Annotated in this window: 18 protein-coding genes; 4 read left to right on the forward strand and 14 right to left on the reverse strand. The window is 58.2% G+C overall.

What is annotated here, in order from left to right; all coding sequences use genetic code 11:
• Positions 1-5: 5 nt before the first annotated feature.
• The gene (ulaR, locus tag HMPREF3142_RS11375) at positions 6-761 is read left to right on the forward strand and encodes an HTH-type transcriptional regulator UlaR (RefSeq protein WP_008807183.1); all 756 of its coding nucleotides are present in this window, start codon (positions 6-8) and stop codon (positions 759-761) included.
• Here the strand turns inward: ulaR and yjfP are convergent.
• Entirely contained in the window at positions 758-1,474 is a 717-nt protein-coding gene (gene yjfP, locus HMPREF3142_RS11380; RefSeq protein ID WP_016160153.1) for an esterase, read from the reverse strand. The two genes, ulaR and yjfP, sit on opposite strands and share 4 nt — an antisense overlap.
• Positions 1,475-1,683: 209 nt before the next feature.
• On the opposite strand from yjfP, the gene bsmA reads away from it, so the two are divergent.
• Entirely contained in the window at positions 1,684-1,992 is a 309-nt protein-coding gene (bsmA, locus tag HMPREF3142_RS11385) for a biofilm peroxide resistance protein BsmA (protein WP_008807185.1), read from the forward strand.
• A 137-nt stretch (positions 1,993-2,129) separates the two neighbouring features.
• Complete coding sequence (gene yjfN / locus HMPREF3142_RS11390) at positions 2,130-2,405, forward strand: DUF1471 family protease activator YjfN (RefSeq protein WP_008807186.1); 276 nt, start codon at positions 2,130-2,132, stop codon at positions 2,403-2,405.
• Here yjfN and HMPREF3142_RS11395 read toward each other — a convergent pair.
• The 6 genes from HMPREF3142_RS11395 to HMPREF3142_RS11420 form a co-directional block, all read right to left on the reverse strand.
• Positions 2,396-4,033: an isovaleryl-CoA dehydrogenase gene (locus tag HMPREF3142_RS11395; protein ID WP_016160152.1), complete on the reverse strand. Its 1,638-nt coding sequence runs from the start codon at positions 4,031-4,033 to the stop codon at positions 2,396-2,398. The two genes, yjfN and HMPREF3142_RS11395, sit on opposite strands and share 10 nt — an antisense overlap.
• A 125-nt stretch (positions 4,034-4,158) precedes the next feature.
• Entirely contained in the window at positions 4,159-4,890 is a 732-nt protein-coding gene (gene rlmB / locus HMPREF3142_RS11400; protein ID WP_023323505.1) for a 23S rRNA (guanosine(2251)-2'-O)-methyltransferase RlmB, read from the reverse strand.
• Between the two features lie 82 nt (positions 4,891-4,972).
• Positions 4,973-7,411 (reverse strand): ribonuclease R, encoded by a 2,439-nt coding sequence (gene rnr / locus HMPREF3142_RS11405; protein ID WP_008807189.1) that lies wholly within the window; start codon positions 7,409-7,411, stop codon positions 4,973-4,975.
• A gap of 36 nt (positions 7,412-7,447) precedes the next feature.
• Positions 7,448-7,873: a nitric oxide-sensing transcriptional repressor NsrR gene (nsrR, locus tag HMPREF3142_RS11410; protein WP_002885667.1), complete on the reverse strand. Its 426-nt coding sequence runs from the start codon at positions 7,871-7,873 to the stop codon at positions 7,448-7,450.
• 150 nt (positions 7,874-8,023) lie between these two features.
• On the reverse strand, positions 8,024-9,322 hold the full coding sequence (locus tag HMPREF3142_RS11415; protein ID WP_012543110.1) for an adenylosuccinate synthase: 1,299 nt from the start codon (positions 9,320-9,322) through the stop codon (positions 8,024-8,026).
• 102 nt (positions 9,323-9,424) lie between these two features.
• Positions 9,425-9,622: a DUF2065 domain-containing protein gene (locus HMPREF3142_RS11420; RefSeq protein WP_002885664.1), complete on the reverse strand. Its 198-nt coding sequence runs from the start codon at positions 9,620-9,622 to the stop codon at positions 9,425-9,427.
• A 223-nt stretch (positions 9,623-9,845) separates the two neighbouring features.
• Between HMPREF3142_RS11420 and HMPREF3142_RS11425 the strand changes: the two genes are divergently transcribed.
• Entirely contained in the window at positions 9,846-10,136 is a 291-nt protein-coding gene (locus HMPREF3142_RS11425; RefSeq protein WP_008807192.1) for a hypothetical protein, read from the forward strand.
• A gap of 82 nt (positions 10,137-10,218) precedes the next feature.
• Here the strand turns inward: HMPREF3142_RS11425 and hflC are convergent, their stop codons facing one another.
• The 7 genes from hflC to amiB all read right to left on the reverse strand — a co-directional run bounded on the left by hflC (position 10,219) and on the right by amiB (position 18,479).
• Positions 10,219-11,223 (reverse strand): protease modulator HflC, encoded by a 1,005-nt coding sequence (gene hflC, locus HMPREF3142_RS11430; RefSeq protein ID WP_002885662.1) that lies wholly within the window; start codon positions 11,221-11,223, stop codon positions 10,219-10,221.
• 2 nt (positions 11,224-11,225) lie between these two features.
• Positions 11,226-12,488, reverse strand: a complete 1,263-nt coding sequence (gene hflK / locus HMPREF3142_RS11435) for an FtsH protease activity modulator HflK (protein WP_012543112.1) — start codon at positions 12,486-12,488, stop codon at positions 11,226-11,228.
• A 65-nt stretch (positions 12,489-12,553) separates the two neighbouring features.
• Positions 12,554-13,834 (reverse strand): ribosome rescue GTPase HflX, encoded by a 1,281-nt coding sequence (gene hflX / locus HMPREF3142_RS11440; protein ID WP_004146725.1) that lies wholly within the window; start codon positions 13,832-13,834, stop codon positions 12,554-12,556.
• 75 nt (positions 13,835-13,909) lie between these two features.
• The gene (gene hfq, locus HMPREF3142_RS11445) at positions 13,910-14,218 is read right to left on the reverse strand and encodes an RNA chaperone Hfq (protein ID WP_002885659.1); all 309 of its coding nucleotides are present in this window, start codon (positions 14,216-14,218) and stop codon (positions 13,910-13,912) included.
• 92 nt (positions 14,219-14,310) lie between these two features.
• Positions 14,311-15,261, reverse strand: a complete 951-nt coding sequence (gene miaA, locus HMPREF3142_RS11450) for a tRNA (adenosine(37)-N6)-dimethylallyltransferase MiaA (RefSeq protein WP_002885652.1) — start codon at positions 15,259-15,261, stop codon at positions 14,311-14,313.
• Entirely contained in the window at positions 15,254-17,113 is a 1,860-nt protein-coding gene (gene mutL, locus HMPREF3142_RS11455) for a DNA mismatch repair endonuclease MutL (RefSeq protein WP_023339446.1), read from the reverse strand. Before mutL ends, miaA begins: the two co-directional genes overlap by 8 nt.
• A 10-nt stretch (positions 17,114-17,123) precedes the next feature.
• Positions 17,124-18,479: an N-acetylmuramoyl-L-alanine amidase AmiB gene (gene amiB / locus HMPREF3142_RS11460; protein ID WP_008807196.1), complete on the reverse strand. Its 1,356-nt coding sequence runs from the start codon at positions 18,477-18,479 to the stop codon at positions 17,124-17,126.
• Positions 18,480-18,492 lie beyond the last annotated feature (13 nt).

Consider the following 18,492-nt stretch of genomic DNA (forward strand, 5'->3'; position numbering starts at 1 on the left):
CGCTCATGACGGAAGCGCAAAGGCACCAAATTCTGCTGGATCTGCTCGCCCAAACGGGGTTTGTTACCGTAGAGCAGGTGATGTCGCGGCTCGGGATCTCACCCGCAACCGCCCGACGTGATATCAACAAGCTGGATGAAAGCGGCAAACTGAAAAAGGTTCGCAATGGCGCGGAAGCCATTAGTGAGCAGCGCCCCCGCTGGACGCCGATGAATATCCATCAGGCGCAAAACCTGGATGAAAAAGTGCGTATCGCACGCGCCGCTTCGCAGCTGATCGCGCCGGGGGAAAGTATCGTCATTAACTGCGGCTCCACCGCCTTTCTGCTGGGGCGGGAACTGTGCGGTAAACCGGTGCAGATCATCACTAACTATCTGCCGCTGGCTAATTACCTGATCGACCAGGAGCACGACAGCGTGATTATCATGGGTGGACAGTACAACCGTAGCCACGCCATCACGCTCAGCCCCCACGGTAGCGAAAACAGCCTGTATGCCGGACACTGGATGTTCACCAGCGGCAAAGGACTCACCGCCGAAGGGCTCTACAAAACCGATATGTTGACCGCCATGGCCGAGCAGAAAATGCTCAACGTGGTCGGCAAACTGGCGGTGCTGGTCGACAGCAGCAAGGTCGGCGAGCGCGCCGGGATGTTATTCAGCCAGGCCGGGCAAATTGACGTGGTGATCACCGGGAAACAGGCTGATGCCGCAATCCTCAAACAGCTTGAGGATCAGGGCGTCAGCGTGATCCGCGTTTAAAGATGCTGGCGGAAAAAGGCGACCGTCGCAGCCAGCGCCTCTGGCGTAATGCGATGGCGGACGCCCTTTTGCCAGACGCAGGTCAGCCTGGCGGTAAGATCGCCTTGCCGCAGCGCCTGCTCAAGACGGAAGGTCTCTTCCGGCGGCACCACATCGTCAGCGTCCCCATGCCAGAGCAACAGCGGTCGCCGGGCAAGGGACGCCAGCTGATGGCTGACATCCCATTCGCGGAGACTGTCAGCATCAAAGCCAGGCGAGGGAAACAGGGTTTGCGACAGCGAACGAAAATAGCCCGACCCCATCAGACAAGCGACGCTGTTCAGTTCGGGATGGTGCGTCATGATGCCCAGCGCCGTCATCCCTCCCATCGAGGCGCCAGCCACCGCCAGCCGCTCTCCCTCCAGCCATCCCTCGGCGATAATCGCCTCGCGCAGCGCGGGAAACTCCCTGAAATTCTGCTGCAGGATCGGCCAGAAGCGCTGCATCCGCCCGGCCTCGTCGCCCTGATAACGCGCCCCATGCTCCGGCGCATCCGGCATGATCACCCGGAAGCCCGCCTCGGCCAACGCCACCGCAAAGTAGCTGTAAACCAGCTTCGAGGAGGTAAAGCCATGATAAAAGACGATACAGGGCAAGGGTTTATCCAGACTCTCCTGCGGGCAGGCATGCAAAATTTCACCGCCGCCGAGGTTGCGCATTTCTAGTGCAATCATTTATCGTCTCCCTTCTCTATCGTGGTAAGGCGTCATGGGAAAATTCATTCACCGGGCAACCCAGTTTGCTACGATTCATAATGTTGAGAACCCGGTTACGCTTTCACAACATTTTCATTCGAAAATCGCGTCAGAGATAACAGTTCGGGAACATTCCCCGGCAATCCTGTTAAGGCTACCACTACACTATCACTATCAGGAAACGAGATATGGTTATGCGCAGGTTTTCACCGTGGTTACTGGCTATCGTCCTCAGCGGGTGTAGTGCCCTGCAGGGAACGCCGGAAGCCCCGCCGCCCGCCACCGACCATCCGCAGGAGATCCAGCGTAACCAGACGGCTGGCCTGCAGAAAATGGCCACGGTGAGTGTGCTGATGTACGGTTCGCCGATGGATGTCGAAGCGGCGCTGAAGGCCAAAGCAGAAGCGGCCAAAGCCGATTACTACGTCATCATCATGATCGATGACACCATGGTACCCGGCCAGTGGTATTCGCAGGCGATCCTCTATCGTCGATGACGAGGCGGCGTCTTTAAATCTGCTTTACACAGCTTTGCGTCCATTCACGTTCTCCTGTGCATAATAACGTTCGGCCAGCCACCTGGCAGGACGTTAGCAACGGACTGCCCTTGGGACTACGTGAAATGGAGCTGACGATGAAACGATCTTTTACCCTACCCAGCCTGCTGTTTACCGCTGCGACGGCCAATACGTCCGCGCAGTCAGCCGAATTCGCCAGCGCGGATTGCGTCACTGGCCTGAATGAAATCGGTCTGATCTCCGTCACTAATCTTTCCGGCAGCCAACAGGATGTGGAGCACGCCATTGCCCGCAAAGCGGACGAGCAAGGCGCCTCCTGGTATCGCATTATTCAGATGTACGAAGAACAACAGCCGGACAGCTGGCGCGTTCAGGCCATTCTCTACGCCTGAGGCGCCTGGCGCCCGCGCCCCATGGCCCGCAGCAGCAGGTCGTCGAGGGTCGGCGCATCAAGACGCATGCCGCCGCGGGTGTCGAGCATCATCCGACACCAGGCTTCAGCCAGCGGCGGCGAAGCGTGGCGCAGCATCTGCGCCCCCGCGCCAAGACGATAGACCAGCCGGGCAATCTCTCTCCCCTGCTCTTCGGCGGGCCGTCTCAGCAGCTGCTGCAGTTGACGCCACGCGCGGTCGAGATGGCGATTCTGTCCTTTCACCTCCGCGCACTCTGCCGCCAGCAGCTCCATCGCCGCCGGCTGCTTGCTGAGCACCCGCATGACATCGAGACACATAATGTTGCCGGAACCTTCCCAGATGCTGTTGACCGGCATCTCACGGTAGAGGCGCGGGAGTTCGCTCTCCTCGCAATAGCCGATGCCGCCGAGCACTTCCATCGCCTCGGCGACAAACGGGATGCCGGCCTTACAGATGGCAAACTTGGCCGCCGGCGTAAACAGGCGCGCCCATGCGCTTTCCCGGGCATCCTCCCGACGGTCCCAGGCGCGAGCCAGGCGAAACAGAAACGCGGTTTGCCCCTCCAGACGCAGCGCCATTTGCCCCAGCAGCTGGCGCATCATTGGCTGATCGACCAGGTTTTTGCCAAACGCCTGACGCTGTAGCGCGTGATACAGCGCCACCGAGAAGGCGCGACGCATCAGGGCATGGCTGCCCAGCGCGCAGTCAAAGCGGGTCAGGCCGCCCATCCTGAGGATCTGCCGCACGCCGTCGCCCTCTTCGCCCACCAGCCAGCCGCAGGCATCATAAAACTCCACTTCACTGCTGGCGTTGGAGCGGTTGCCGAGCTTCTCTTTTAAGCGTTCAAGACGCACGCCGTTGCGCTGCCCGTCGGGCAGCAGACGCGGCACAAAGAAGCACGACAGTCCCGCGGGGGCCTGGGCCAGCACCAGGTGGGCATCGCTCTGCGGCACTGAGAAGAACCACTTGTGTCCCACCAGCCGGTAAAACCCTTCCGCCGTTTTCTCCGCGCGGGTGGTATTGCTCAGCACATCGGAGCCCCCTTGCTTCTCGGTCATCCCCATGCCGATCAGCAGGCCGCGCTTCTGGCCGCCAGGCGCGAGGTGGGGATCGTAACGGTCGCTCAGCAGCGGCGACAGCCAGTCGCGAAAGGGCGCGGGCAGGGCGTGCTGCAGCAGGGGCGTCGCGGCGAAGGTCATGGTAATCGGGCACAGCGTCCCGGCCTCCACCTGGGCATGAAGCAGAAAGCGGGCGGCACGCGCCACAAACGCGCTTTCGCGGGCATCCTCCTGCCAGGCGAGGTTATGCACCCGGTTCGCGCACAGCCCCTGCATCAGCAGGTGCCAGGCGGGATGGAAGCGTACGTCGTCCAGCCGGGCGCCAGTGGCGTCATAGCGCAGCAGCTCCGGTGGGTTACTGTTGGCCAGGCGTCCCAGCTCCAGCGATTCGGCGGTCCCCAGCTGCTGGCCAATGCTGGCGAGCAGATCGCCATCCCAGCCGGCGCCTTCGCGGACCACCGCTTCACGCAAGGCGGTATCGGACAGGAAAAGATTGCTGTTATTCAGCGGAGTCGGTTGATTAAAAACGGTGTGCGTTTGCCAGTGCATCGTGTCTCCCTCCATCAATGGCGATAGCCATAAGTATGGTTTTCCAGGGGGATTCTCGCCCGCGAAAGCGGTCACAAAAAAGCCATCCCGGAGGATGGCTTTTTTGGATTCGTCGACGGTTCAGCTTAGCTGCGCTGGCGCACCGCTTCAAACAGGCAGATGCCGGTGGCCACCGAGACGTTCAGCGAGGAGACGCTACCCGCCATCGGGATGCTGATCAGCTCATCGCAGTGCTCGCGGGTCAGACGACGCATACCTTCACCTTCAGCGCCCATCACCAGCGCCATTGGGCCGGTCATTTTGCTCTGGAACAGCGTATGGTCGGCTTCGCCAGCGGTCCCGACGATCCAGACGTTCTCTTCCTGCAGCAGACGCATGGTACGCGCCAGGTTGGTCACGCGGATCAGCGGGACGTTCTCCGCCGCGCCGCAGGCCACTTTCTTCGCCGTCGCATTCAGCTGAGCGGAACGATCTTTTGGCACGATCACCGCATGCACACCAGCGGCATCAGCGCTACGCAGGCAGGCGCCGAGGTTGTGCGGATCGGTTACGCCGTCGAGGATCAGCAGGAACGGCTGATCGTGCTGCGCCAGCAGATCCGGCAGATCGTTCTCCTGATACTGACGTCCTGGCTTCACGCGGGCAATGATCCCCTGATGCACCGCGCCTTCGCTCTTCTCATCGAGGAACTGGCGGTTGGCCACCTGAATCACCACGCCCTGCGCTTCCAGGGCATGGATCAGCGGCAGCAGGCGCTTATCCTCACGGCCTTTCAGAATATAAACTTCCTGAAAACGCTCAGGTGCGCGTTCCAGCAGTGCCTGCACCGCATGGATGCCGTAAATCATTTCACTCATTGATGTACTCGTTTTAGGTTCTGTTATCCGTCCCCTTCACCCCGTTCTGCGCCAGCAGACTTCTGGAGTGAAGGGACGTCAATCACTCGGCGATTTTCTTCTTTGCCGCGCGCTTGGCTTTGGTCGCGGCGGCGATTTTCTGTGTTTTCGCCGACGGTTTTTTCGCTTTCTTCTCGCCTTTGGGCTTCGCTTTAGCCTGGTCTTTTTCTTTGCGGAACGCGCTATCCGGCTCGAAGTTCACCTGTTTACCCACCTGGCGGCGACGGCCACCCGGTTTGCCAGAGGTGCTCTTTTTCGCTTTCTCACGGGCGGTTTTGCCAACATTACGCGGCGCACGCTCGCTGGAAATCAGGCTGAAATCAATCTTACGCTCATCCATGTTGACGGCTTCCACGCGGACTTCCACGCGGTCGCCCAGACGATAAGTCTGGCCGCCGGACTCGCCGATCAGCCGCTGGCCAACCTGGTCAAAACGGTAATAGTCGTTATCCAGGGAGGAGACATGCACCAGACCATCGATAAACAGATCGTTCAGGCGGACAAAGAAGCCAAAGCCGGTCACGCTGGCGATGACACCGGAGAAGGTGTTGCCCACCTGATCCTGCATGAAGTCGCACTTCAGCCAGTCGGACACTTCACGCGTCGCTTCGTCGGCGCGGCGCTCGGTCATCGAACAGTGCTGGCCCAGCTGGAGCATCTCTTCCATGCTGTAGTGCCAGCCGCCGGTCTCGGTGCTATTCCCTTTATGTCCCTGCTCTTTTGCCAGCAGATACTTGATGGCGCGGTGGAGCGACAGATCCGGGTAGCGGCGAATCGGCGAGGTGAAGTGGGCGTATGACTGCAGTGCCAGGCCAAAGTGGCCACGGTTTTCCGGATCGTAGACCGCCTGCTTCATGGAGCGCAGGAGCATCGTTTGCAGCATTTCGGCATCCGGACGATCGGCAATGGAGGTCAACAGTTCGGCGTAATCGCGCGGCTCCGGCTTGTTGCCGCCCGGCAGCTCCAGTCCCAGCTCAGCCAGCACGGTACGGAACGAGGTAATCGCTTCGGTGCTTGGCTTATCGTGGATACGGAACAGTGCCGGCTCCTGCGCTTTCTCAACGAAACGCGCGGCGGAGATGTTCGCCAGGATCATACACTCTTCAATCAGCTTATGCGCATCGTTACGCTGAGTCTGTTCGATACGCTCAATACGGCGTTCGGCATTGAAGATGAATTTAGCTTCTTCACTTTCAAATGAGATACCGCCGCGCTCTTCGCGGGCGCTCTCCAGCACTTTGTAGAGGTTATGCAGCTCTTCAATATGCTTCACCAGCGGCGCGTAGTGTTCGCGCAGCTCCTGATCGCCCTGCAGCATATGCCACACTTTGGTGTAGGTCAGGCGAGCATGTGAACTCATCACCGCTTCATAGAACTTAAAGCCGGTCAGGCGGCCTTTTGACGAAATCGTCATCTCGCACACCATACACAGGCGATCTACCTGCGGGTTCAGCGAGCACAGGCCATTCGACAGCACTTCCGGCAGCATCGGCACCACCTGCGACGGGAAGTAGACCGACGTCCCGCGGCTACGCGCTTCACCGTCCAGCGGCGTACCGGGGCGCACATAGTAGCTCACGTCGGCGATAGCCACCCACAGACGCCAGCCGCCGCCGCGTTTCTTCTCGCAGTACACCGCGTCATCGAAGTCGCGGGCATCTTCGCCATCAATAGTGACCAGCGGCAGAGAGCGCAGATCGACGCGTCCGGCTTTCGCCTCTTCCGGCACCTGCTCTTTGAGGCCGGAAACTTGTTTTTCCACCGCCGGCGGCCAGACGTAAGGAATTTCATGGGTACGCAGCGCCATATCGACGGCCATGCCGGTGCCCATGTTGTCGCCCAGCACTTCGACGATTTTCCCGACCGCTTTGGTGCGGCGGGTTGGGCGCTGGGTCAGTTCGACCACCACCACGTAGCCCATCCGCGCGCCCATAATATCTTCAGGCGGGATCAGGATATCGAAGCTCAGGCGACTGTCGTCCGGGACGACGAAGCCGACGCCAGCGTCGGTGAAGTAGCGGCCAACAATCTGGCTGGTTTTCGGTACCAGCACACGAACGATGCGCGCCTCGCGGCGGCCCTTACGGTCCGCACCCAGCGGCTGGGCCAGCACCTGGTCACCGTGAATACAGGTTTTCATCTGCTCTGACGACAGATACAGATCGTCCTTGCGCCCTTCAACGCGCAGGAATCCATAGCCATCACGGTGGCCAATAACGGTACCTTTGAGGAGATCAAGACGCTCCGGCAGCGCATAGCACTGGCGGCGTGTGAAGACCAGCTGACCGTCGCGCTCCATCGCGCGCAGGCGGCGGCGCAGCGCTTCTATTTGTTCTTCGCCCTCAATATTCAACTCGATGGCCAGCTCATCGCGGCTGGCAGGCTTTTCCCGTTTGGTTAAATGTTCGAGGATAAATTCCCGGCTCGGGATGGGATTCGCGTACTTCTCAGCTTCGCGTTCCTGGAATGGATCTTGTGACATATCGGTTCCTCCGTTGTCATCTCCGGCAGAGTGGCGTCACTCCACCAGTAATAATTTATAAAGCGGTTGATTCTTCTCAACCAAATCAGCCAGCGTATAGTTATCCAGCTCCTTGAGAAAACTCTGCGCGGCTTCAGCTAGCGCCTGTTTCAGACGACAGGCTGGTGTAATGTGGCAAAATTCGCTGCTGCAGTTGACCAGCGATAAGGGTTCAAGGTCGCGCACCACGTCGCCCACGCGGATCTGCCCTGCTGGTTTACCGAGGCGAATGCCCCCATTCTTCCCCCGCACGGCAGTCACGTAGCCCATGCGGCTTAACTGATTGATTATTTTAACCATATGATTACGGGAGACGCCATAGACCTCGGTCACTTCCGAGATGCTGGTCATGCGTCCTTCCGGCAGCGACGCCATATAAATCAGCGCGCGTAATCCGTAATCGGTGAAACTCGTTAACTGCACATAAACCTCAGGGAAAAGAAAACAGGGTATGTCGAGCGACATCATTATTATTGATGATAAACCAGCCAGCGCTCAGGCCGCTAATTTATTTGAAATGGGGCGGGCGAACAGCAAAAACAAGGGCGCCCGAACGGCGCCCCTTGAGAGTGATTACGCGTCGAACGGGTCGCGCAGAATCATGGTCTCGGTACGGTCTGGACCAGTAGAAATGATATCCACCGGCACGCCGGTCAGCTCTTCAATACGCTGAATGTAGTTCAGCGCTGCCTGCGGCAGACCGCTGCGCTCTTTCACGCCGAAGGTGGTTTCGGACCAGCCCGGCATGGTTTCGTAGATAGGCTCGATACCTTCCCAGTTGTCGGCAGCCAGCGGAGTGGTGGTCACTTCACGGCCGTCCGGCATACGGTAGCCGACGCAGATTTTCACTTCTTTCAGGCCGTCCAGGACGTCCAGTTTAGTCAGGCAGAAGCCGGACAGCGAGTTAATCTGCACCGCGCGGCGTACTGCAACCGCGTCCAGCCAGCCGGTACGACGACGACGACCGGTGGTGGCGCCGAATTCGTTACCCTGCTTGCAGAGGAACTCGCCAGTTTCATCAAACAGCTCGGTCGGGAACGGACCCGCGCCTACGCGAGTCGAGTAAGCTTTGATGATACCCAGTACGTAATCCACATAACGCGGACCCAGGCCAGAACCGGTCGCCACGCCACCCGCGGTGGTGTTAGAGGAAGTTACGTACGGATAGGTACCGTGGTCGATATCCAGCAGGGTACCCTGCGCGCCTTCGAACATCACGAAGTCGCCGCGCTTACGCGCCTGATCCAGCAGATCGGAAACATCAACGACCATGCCGGTGAGGATGTCGGCAATCGCCATGACATCGTCCAGCACTTTCTGGTAGTCAACCGCTTCTGCTTTGTAGAAGTTCACCAACTGGAAGTTGTGATATTCCATCACTTCTTTCAGTTTGTCAGCGAAGGTGGCTTTATCAAACAGGTCGCCAACGCGCAGACCGCGACGAGCAACTTTATCTTCGTAAGCCGGGCCGATACCGCGACCGGTCGTACCGATAGCTTTCGCACCGCGTGCTTTCTCACGTGCGACGTCCAGCGCCACGTGATAGTCGAGGATAAGCGGGCAGGCTTCGGACAGCAGCAGACGCTCACGAACAGGGATACCACGGTCTTCCAGACCTTTCATCTCTTTCATCAGCGCAGCCGGAGACAGCACAACACCGTTACCGATGATGCTGGTTACATTCTCACGGAGAATACCTGATGGAATAAGATGGAGGACGGTTTTTTCACCGTTGATTACGAGAGTATGGCCTGCGTTATGGCCACCCTGGTAGCGCACAACATATTTAGCCCGTTCTGTCAGGAGATCGACGATCTTCCCTTTACCTTCGTCACCCCATTGGGTGCCCAGTACGACGACGTTGTTACCCATTTTTCAAAATCACCGTTTGCTTAAAAATGGATTCTACCATCGCTTTTTCAGAGTTACAGCACTTTTTGCATCCAAAATAAGGCAAATCCGACCACTTTTTGATCAGCCAATCGATTTCCTCAACATGTAGTAGATCACAATCCCTGCAACCACAAGTCCGCCGCCAAAGCGGCGCAATAAATTATCCGGTAACTGGCTCAGGCTGGCGACCATTTTGCGCCAGGCGCGAGGATAGAGCAGCGGGCCGAGCCCTTCGAGTACTAAAACCAGCGCCAGCGCCAGCCAAATGGTGGAGTTCATTATCAACCCTAATTGAAAAGTATTATCGTCGCCCTCGCGGGCGTCATCGGCCAGCATGGTGAATTCATTCACTCATTTCACATTGTCCCGTATTTCATCTTCATTATGAACTGGCAAGGTGAAACAAAATTCACAACTAATTGTATTGCTGCATATTTTTTAAATTGTAACTATGCCGTCGCGTACTACAACCCGGTACGTCTACATAATCAGGAAGATTATCATGAGAGAATTAACCGCGTTTGAAATCGAAAATGTGAGCGGCGCAGGCTGGTTACAGGATGGCCTGGCTTCTTTAGGCAGCAAGGTCGGCGCCGCCGCATGGACGATGGGTACCGATGCCCTGAGCATCAACCTGCCGCTGATTGGCACCCTCAATCTGGCCGACCTGGCGCCAGACCTGGGCAAAACCCTGGGCGAAAGCGTTGGGTCGACTATCGGTGGCACCATCGAAAGTGCGCTGGCGAGCCTGCCGGTGATCGGTGGCCTGCTGAACAAACTGCTCGGCAACTAATTCACGCCCCCGCAGTATGAAAAAAGGCGCCTGAAACAGGCGCCTTTTCGCGTTAGCACTTCAGGCTTACACCCTCTGCGGCTTATTTACGCGCCGAATCCGGTGAACGCATATAGCGGAAGAAATCACTGTCCGGGCTCAGGACCATCACATCCTGGTTGCTCTGGAAGCTCTTCTCATAGGCACGCAGGCTACGGATAAAGGAGTAGAAGCCTGGATCCTGGCTGAACGCGTCGGCAAACAGTTTTGCCGATTCCGCATCGCCTTCACCACGCAGGATACGACCCTGGCGCTCGGCTTCCGCCAGCGTCTTGGTGACTTCGTAGTCTGCGGTCGCGCGCAGTTTCTCAGCTTCTTCCTGACCCTGTGAACGGTGGCGACGAGCAACCGCTTCACGCTCCGCGCGCATACGGTTATAAATCGCTTCCGACACTTCTGCCGGCAGGTTGATCTGTTTGATACGCACGTCGACAACTTCGATACCCAGCGCCGCCATACTGTTCGGGTTGATCACCTGCACTTTGCCGTTGGTTTCCGCTTCCACCCGCTCAGCGGCTTTGGCGATAGCGTCATCAGCCGCCGGGGTGCTGACCTCGTCTTCCGTGCCAGCAGAACCCGAGTTCAGCGCATCGCGCACTTCCAGCGTCAGGCGGCCACGGGAGTCGGTGACGATGTCTTTCACATCCAGACGACCAATTTCAGAACGCAGACGGTCAGAGAATTTACGCTTCAGCAGCACCTCGGCCTGGGAGACGTCGCCGCCGCCGGTTGCCAGGTAGTAACGGCTGAAGTCACTGATGCGCCACTTGATATAGGAGTCGACGATCAGGTCTTTTTTCTCTTTGGTCACAAAACGGTCAGCCTGGTTGTCCATGGTCTGGATACGCGCATCCAGCATCTTCACCGATTCGATAAACGGGATCTTGAAGTGCAGGCCCGGCGCATACACCAGCGGCTTGTTTTCGTCGTCGCGCAGAACTTTACCGAAACGCAGCGTAATCCCGCGCTCGCCTTCCTTTACGACAAAGACTGACATGTAGAGCACTACCAGCACGATGACAATGATCGCGATAACAGATTTACGCATCGTTATTCCCCCTGACGCTGGTAGTCGTTACGCTGCGCGTTAGCGCGGCGTTGGTCCATAATGCTACCCCCGGTTGAGCTCGAGGTTGATGAGGTGCTGGCGCTGCCTGTGCTGGATGCAGGTGGCAGACGCAGCAGATCGCTGGCGTCACTGCTATCGCTCTTTGCTGCCGGCGCGGCGGCGCCTTTCAGCATCTGGTCAAGCGGCAGAACCATCAGATTGCCGTTTTTGCTGTCATTGACCAGCACTTTACGGGTGTGGCTCAGCACTTTTTCCATGGTTTCGATATACAGACGCTCGCGGGTAATTTCCGGCGCGGCTTTGTATTCCGGCAGGAGCTTAGCAAAGCGAGCCACTTCACCCTGGGCTTCCAGGACGGTCTGGGTCTTGTAGGCACGCGCCTCTTCAAGGATACGCTGCGCCTGGCCATTCGCCCGCGGCTGTACTTCGTTGGTATAAGCTTCCGCTTCACGGATGTACTGCTGCTCGTTCTCACGCGCGGCAATGGCATCGTCAAACGCCGCCTTCACCTCTTCCGGCGGACGTGCCGTCTGGAAGTTGACGTCAAGCAGGGTGATCCCCATGTTGTACGGGCGGATAGTCTCTTCCAGTTCGCGCTGGGTATCGCTACGGATCACAGTACGACCTTCGGTCAGAATGCGATCCATAGTGTATTTGCCGATCACGCCGCGCAGCGCGCTGTCAGTCGCCTGACGCAGACTGTCATCCGCGCTGGTAACGCTAAACAGATAGCGTTCCGGATCGGTGACGCGGTACTGCACGTTCATCTCAACGCGCACGACGTTTTCGTCAGAGGTCAGCATGACGCCGGAAGCGGCCAGTTCACGTACCGACTCCACGTTTACCGCCTGAACGTTATCGATAAAGGTCGGTTTCCAGTTCAGGCCTGGCTCAACCAGATGGCTGAACTTACCAAAACGGGTCACGACGCCGCGTTCGGCTTCTTTAATGGTATAAAAACCGCTGGCCGCCCAGATAATCACTGCCGCCGCGGCAACGATGCCGACAATACGCCCGCCCATCGGTCCGCGAGGGGTCTGCGCGTTATTACCACCGCCCAGTCCGCCCTTGCCGCCGCCGAGCCCGCCAAGTTTTTTACTTAACTTGCGGAAGATATCATCCAGATCCGGCGGCCCCTGCTCGCGACCACCTTTGTTGCCATTTCCCTCAGAGTTGCCGCCAGGTTTGCTGCTCCCCCACGGGTCGCGGTCCTGTCCGTTATTACCGGGCTGATTCCACGCCATGTATATGCTCCATATTTGTTTTTGATATCCCCACAGGGGTCAATATCTTCAGGCAAGCTGCAAGGTTAAACCACATAGTCAACAAGCGTTGGCTCTTGCTTACAGAGGCGCCGCCAGTCAACGATCGGCATGCGCACCTGCAGACTCACGCTGCCGTCATCCTCCATCCACTCTTTTTCTATCGCCTGAAGCTGATAGAAACGGCTTCTCAGTCGCCCTTCTTTCGGCGGTAAGCGCAGCGTATGCTGGGCCACTTCACCGGAAAGACGTTCCGTTAATGCCTGAAAAAGCAGTGGTACGCCAACCCCGGTCTGGGCTGAAAGCCAGACCCGAATCGGTTTATTTTCATCGTCGCGATCGATGCGCGGTTCAAAATCGTCAAGCATGTCGATTTTGTTCATCACCAGCAGCGCGGGGATCTCATCGGCTTCAATCTCAGCGAGAACCGTATTTACCGCATCAATGTTTTCCTGCACACGGACATCCGCCGCGTCAATCACATGCAGCAGCAGCGTCGCCTGACGCGTCTCCTGCAACGTCGCTTTAAACGCGGCTACCAGATCGTGCGGCAGATGGCGAATAAAGCCGACGGTATCGGCCAGTACCGTTTCGCCGACGTCAGGGACGTCAATGCGGCGCAGCGTCGGGTCCAGGGTGGCGAACAGCTGGTTCGCGGCATAGACCTCGGCAGCGGTGATCTGGTTAAAGAGCGTTGATTTTCCGGCGTTGGTGTAGCCCACCAACGACACGGTTGGAATATCGGCTTTCGCGCGCGACCGCCGCCCCTGCTCACGCTGTTTCTCAACTTTTTCCAGTCGCGACAGGATCTGCATGATGCGGTTACGCAATAAACGACGGTCGGTTTCGAGCTGGGTTTCACCCGGGCCACGCAAACCAATCCCGCCTTTCTGTCTTTCAAGGTGGGTCCAGCCGCGGACGAGACGGGTTGCCATATGGCGCAACTGCGCCAGCTCAACCTGCAGTTTCCCTTCATGGGTGCGCGCGCGCTGGGCGAAAATATCTAAAATAAGACCGGTGCGATCGATAACCCGGCATTCGCACAGACGTTCCAGGTTGCGTTCTTGCGCCGGACTCAGGGCATGATCGAAGAGCACGACCGACGCGCCGGTCGCTTTAACGGCTTCCGCAATTTCGACTGCCTTACCTTCACCAACAAAATACTTCGGGTGCGGTGCTTTACGGCTACCGGTAATCACCTGCATTGCTTCGACACCGGCGGAAGAGGCCAGAGTTTCAAACTCCTGGAGATCTTCCATATCTTTGTCTTGCGAAAAATAGATGTGTACCAGTACCGCCTGCTCACCGGCGTCATAACGGTCAAACAAGCGTAAACCCCTTATAAAATACCAGCGGGGAACACAGAAAACCTGGCTCCCCGGCGTGGAAAAACAGCACTGGCCTTATTCGGCGTCGTCGCTGTCTTGTTGCGGCGCAGAAGAGCCCTGCGCGCTACCACCGTGGTGATAGTTACTGGAACCGCCGCCAGCATTATTGCTGTGGTGAGACACCGGGCGAGACGGGACAACAGTAGAAATTGCGTGCTTATAGACCATCTGGCTGACCGTGTTCTTCAACAGGATCACGAACTGATCGAAAGACTCAATTTGCCCTTGCAGCTTGATACCATTCACCAAATAAATAGAAACCGGAACGCGTTCCCGACGCAAAGCGTTCAGGAACGGATCTTGTAAAGATTGCCCCTTAGCCATTCTCTCTTTTCCTTATATGTATGCTTGTTTTGTACTCAGAACCTTACGATTCTTAAAAAAAATTACGCACGATACCGTTCAATTGTACACGTTCAGTTCTGGCTCGCACCAACAACCTGTAATACTTTGTTGAGCGCTTGTTCAGGTTGTTCACTGTCTAACCAGTGCACACCTTCCCAACCGCGCAGCCAGGTGACCTGACGTTTGGCTAACTGTCTCGTGGCGCAAACACCTCGATAAACCATCTCATCATAAGGGATCTCGCCATTGAGGTATGACCACATCTGGCGGTATCCAACACAACGGATGGAAGGCATATCCGTATGCAAATCTCCGCGGGCAAAAAGCGCCCGTACTTCTGCTTCAAAACCTGAAGCTAACATCTGATGAAAACGCTGTTCTATGCGTTGATGGAGCAGTTCACGGCTCGCCGGGGCGATGGCGAACTGATGCACCTGATATGGCAGAGCGTCTCCTGACGTTTGCGTCAGTTCCGTTAAAGTTTTACCCGAAATGAAAAAAACTTCCAGTGCCCGGGAAAGCCTTTGCGGATCATTTGGATGAATACGCGCAGCAGCCACGGGATCAATTTCCTGTAATTGCTGATGTAACGCGTTCCACCCCTGCTCTGCGGCCTGCTGCTCAATCCGCGCTCTGACCTCTGGGTCAGCCGACGGTAAGGGCGACAATCCTTCCAGCAACGCTTTGAAATACAACATCGTTCCGCCGACTAACAGCGGAATACGCCCGGCGGCGACAATATCGGCCATCGCCGCCAGCGCGTCGCGGCGAAAATCAGCCGCGGAATAGGCTTCTGCGGGATCCAAAATATCCAGCAGCCGGTGCGGCGCAGCGCTAAGCTCCGCGGCATCCGGTTTGGCAGTGCCAATATCCATTCCCCGATAAATGAGGGCGGAATCAACACTAATCAACTCTACTGGCAAAACTTTACGTAAGGCTATCGCCAGCGCGGTTTTACCTGAGGCCGTCGGGCCCATTAAAAAAATTGCCTTGGGCAGGCTCGCCTCGGTTACATCATTCATCTTTCAGGGCATTCATCGCCGAATGGAGATCTACAGGTTGTAACAGGCCGCCCGGCGGCGTTTTCACCAGCTGCGGGCAAAGACGTTCGACGTCCGCCAGCAGCGCAATCGCCTGCGCCATATTCCATGACGCCTGTTCGCTCGTCAGATTACGCGCCATCCATTGGGCGATGTTGCCGACGTCGAATGCGTTTTGCTGCGCCAGGTAGCCTATCAGTTCAGGAATCAAGATTTGTAAATTTTGTTGTCTTAAGGGTAAAGGGACCGCGCGCACCGTCACGTGCAGGGCATCGGTATGAAGCTCGATCCCCAACTGCGTCAGCGCCGACTGCGCAGCGGCCAGCGCCCGCTTCTCCCCTTCCGTGACTTTTAACCGCAACGGGATCAGCAGCGGCTGGGCACATACCGCTTCCGTACCCGGCGTCAACTGCGCCTGGCGCAGCCAGCGCTCGGCAACGGTCAACGACAGCAGCGCCAGACTGCCCTCGCGCTCCAGCAGCGCGCAATCGCCGCCGACAATCGTCAGCACTCTGCCAAAACTCTGACTGTGACCAGCCAGTTCCGCCGGGGCGGCGGACGGCTGCGCGGGTCGCGGAGCGGCGGGCGTGTCGAGCAACTGACGATAAAGCGCGCCCTGCTGCTTCTGGTAACCGGGCTGCGCATGCGGCCAGCTCGCGCCGCCAGAACTGCCGCCGGAGGCAGCCGGCTCACGCGACGATGTGATGCTGAATCGGGTTGCCGGTTCACGCGCTTCCGACGGCCGAGCAAACTGGTTGCCGCCTGCGGCGATGCGGTTCTCCGGCATCTGGCGCGGCGTCGGCGGGTCGTCTTTTTCCGCCAGCGGCGCATCAAGCTGCTGCTGCAGCACGCTCAGTACGCCCTGGTAGATAAAGTCATGCACCAGGCGAGACTGATGGAAACGCACCTCATGCTTGGCCGGATGGACGTTCACATCCACCTGATGGGGATCGATCTCCAGATACAGCACAAACGCCGGCTGCTGATCGGCGCCCAGCTTGTCTTCACAGGCCTGGCGGATAGCATGATTGATCAGCCGGTCGCGCATCATCCGGCCGTTGACGTAACAGTACTGAATTTCCGCCAGCGCCGGGGTGGTATGGAGCGGATCGGCAACCCAGCCGCGCAGGGTCAGATCGCCATGCTGCCACTCGATCGCCAGCGCATGTTCGAGAAAAGCGGCGCCGCAAATGGTTCCCAGCCGCCGCTCCCGCTGGCCATCCTGCGCCACTGCCCGATACTGTCGTATCACCTTACCGTTATGGTTGAGGTTAATGGTGACGTCGAAGCGCGCCAGCGCAATGCGGCGCACCACCTCGTCAATGTGGCCGAACTCGGTTTTTTCGGTGCGCATAAATTTGCGCCGCGCCGGCGTGTTGTAGAACAGATCGAGGACTTCCAGGGTGGTGCCGACCGGGTGCGCCGCCGGCTTCACCGTTACCGCCTGATCGCGGCCTTCGGCATAAGCCTGCCAGGCTTCCTGCTGCTCCGCCGTGCGCGAAGTCAGCGTTAAGCGCGCCACCGAACTGATACTGGCCAGCGCTTCGCCGCGAAAGCCGAGGCTGATAATCGCCTCCAGATCGTCAAGCGAGGCGATCTTACTGGTCGCATGACGAGCCAGGGCCAACGCCAGCTCGTCTTTTTTGATGCCGCTGCCGTTATCGCGGATGCGAATGAGCTTCGCGCCGCCGCGTTCGATATCAATGTCAATCCGCGTAGCGCCAGCATCAAGACTGTTCTCAACCAGCTCTTTTACCACCGACGCGGGCCGCTCCACCACTTCGCCGGCGGCAATCTGGTTGGCGAGCTGCGGCGGCAGAACCTGAATCGGCATCCCCTGCTCCTTAGTTAATCAACATCCCGCCTGGCGCTGCGGCGCTGGCGGTCTGCGCCGCCTCGCCGCGAGGCGCCGACTGCAGCGGATGCTGCATAAAGTAGTTGCGCAGGCCGTTATAAATCGCCTCCGCAATCTGCTCCTGGTAATCATCGCTCCCCAGCAGCCGCTCTTCACCGTTGTTACTGATAAAGCCCGTTTCCACAAGGATCGACGGGATATCCGGCGAGCGCAATACACCGAGGCTGGCATGCTCCGGGCGGCGTTTGTGCAGGTTGCCAATGCGCTGCAGCTGGCTCAGCACGTTGGTCGCCACATCGTAGCCGACGCGCTGGGAATGACCGAACTGCAGATCCAGCACCGCCTGGCTCAGGTAGGGGTCGGCCTGGCTGTTCGCCAGCACGTCGCCTGCCCCGCCGAGCAGTTCAGACTGCTTCTCATGCTGCTCGAGCCAACCGGCCATTTCGCTGTTGGCGCGACGGTTCGAGAGCACCCACACCGAGGCGCCGGTCGCATCGCGGTTTGGCGCGGCATCAGCATGGATAGAGACGAGGAAGTTGGCGTTTTGCTTACGCGCTACGTCAGAGCGGCCCATCACCGAAATAAAGTAATCTCCGTCGCGGGTCAGCACCGGCTTAAACTGCGGATCGGCGTTCAGTAACGCCCGCAGCTTGCGCGCGATAGCGATAGTGACGTTCTTCTCTTTGGTGCCATTCGGACCAATTGCGCCAGGATCCTGACCGCCGTGTCCGGCATCGATGGCGATAATCACCTTATCATCCGCCGACACCGTACGGGCCGCCGGGCGAGTCACGGTCTGATTGTTGGTCATCGCCGGCTGGGAGGAGGTCATCGCCGTCTGCCGTTCATGACCCGACGAGCTGAACGGGTTACGCCCTGACGTCGCCGTCCGGGAAGGCATCACTGGCGGCGGATCAGCCCGTTTCACCACCACAGGCGGCGGTGGCGGTGGCGGCGGTGCGTCGGCGTTGATGGTAAAGACCACCGTGTAATTCGCCCCGTTCTGCTGCTTCACCGCTCGCGTTTTACCATCTTCCGTCAAATCCACCAGCAGACGCAGCGTCTGCGTATCCTGCGGCGTACCGGCGCGAATACTCTTCACCAGGTTGCTGCCGCTAAACTGCAGCGGTAGTCCCTGCAATACGCCGGTCTGCTTGATATCCAGCGCGACCAGACGTTTACCCTGTGGGGTAAAGGAGTACTCCGGCTCACCGACAAAACTTAGGGTAATACGGGCCTGCTGGTCTCCGTTGGAGACCTGGATATCGGATAAACTCGCCGCAGTGGCGTGAAGACTCGAGAGCATTAGCGCAGCGGCAAGCCAGGTGGTTATGCGATACTTCATCCCGTCATCCTTC

The sequence above is a fragment of the Klebsiella sp. HMSC16C06 genome (genome assembly GCF_001808325.1).
Classification (GTDB): Bacteria; Pseudomonadota; Gammaproteobacteria; order Enterobacterales; family Enterobacteriaceae; genus Klebsiella; species Klebsiella variicola.

Excerpts from the sequence above, each read along its gene's own strand:
- HMPREF3142_RS11425 (WP_008807192.1), top strand. The coding sequence starts at position 9,846 with ATGAGAGAATTAACCGCGTTTGAAATCGAAAATGTGAGCGGCGCAGGC.
- mutL (WP_023339446.1), bottom strand. The coding sequence starts at position 17,113 with ATGCCGATTCAGGTTCTGCCGCCGCAGCTCGCCAACCAGATTGCCGCC.
- hfq (WP_002885659.1), bottom strand. The coding sequence starts at position 14,218 with ATGGCTAAGGGGCAATCTTTACAAGATCCGTTCCTGAACGCTTTGCGT.
- HMPREF3142_RS11420 (WP_002885664.1), bottom strand. The coding sequence starts at position 9,622 with ATGAACTCCACCATTTGGCTGGCGCTGGCGCTGGTTTTAGTACTCGAA.
- hflC (WP_002885662.1), bottom strand. The coding sequence starts at position 11,223 with ATGCGTAAATCTGTTATCGCGATCATTGTCATCGTGCTGGTAGTGCTC.
- hflK (WP_012543112.1), bottom strand. The coding sequence starts at position 12,488 with ATGGCGTGGAATCAGCCCGGTAATAACGGACAGGACCGCGACCCGTGG.
- yjfP (WP_016160153.1), bottom strand. The coding sequence starts at position 1,474 with ATGATTGCACTAGAAATGCGCAACCTCGGCGGCGGTGAAATTTTGCAT.
- rnr (WP_008807189.1), bottom strand. The coding sequence starts at position 7,411 with ATGTCACAAGATCCATTCCAGGAACGCGAAGCTGAGAAGTACGCGAAT.
- ulaR (WP_008807183.1), top strand. The coding sequence starts at position 6 with ATGACGGAAGCGCAAAGGCACCAAATTCTGCTGGATCTGCTCGCCCAA.
- miaA (WP_002885652.1), bottom strand. The coding sequence starts at position 15,261 with ATGAATGATGTAACCGAGGCGAGCCTGCCCAAGGCAATTTTTTTAATG.
- HMPREF3142_RS11395 (WP_016160152.1), bottom strand. The coding sequence starts at position 4,033 with ATGCACTGGCAAACGCACACCGTTTTTAATCAACCGACTCCGCTGAAT.
- HMPREF3142_RS11415 (WP_012543110.1), bottom strand. The coding sequence starts at position 9,322 with ATGGGTAACAACGTCGTCGTACTGGGCACCCAATGGGGTGACGAAGGT.
- yjfN (WP_008807186.1), top strand. The coding sequence starts at position 2,130 with ATGAAACGATCTTTTACCCTACCCAGCCTGCTGTTTACCGCTGCGACG.
- bsmA (WP_008807185.1), top strand. The coding sequence starts at position 1,684 with ATGGTTATGCGCAGGTTTTCACCGTGGTTACTGGCTATCGTCCTCAGC.
- amiB (WP_008807196.1), bottom strand. The coding sequence starts at position 18,479 with ATGAAGTATCGCATAACCACCTGGCTTGCCGCTGCGCTAATGCTCTCG.
- rlmB (WP_023323505.1), bottom strand. The coding sequence starts at position 4,890 with ATGAGTGAAATGATTTACGGCATCCATGCGGTGCAGGCACTGCTGGAA.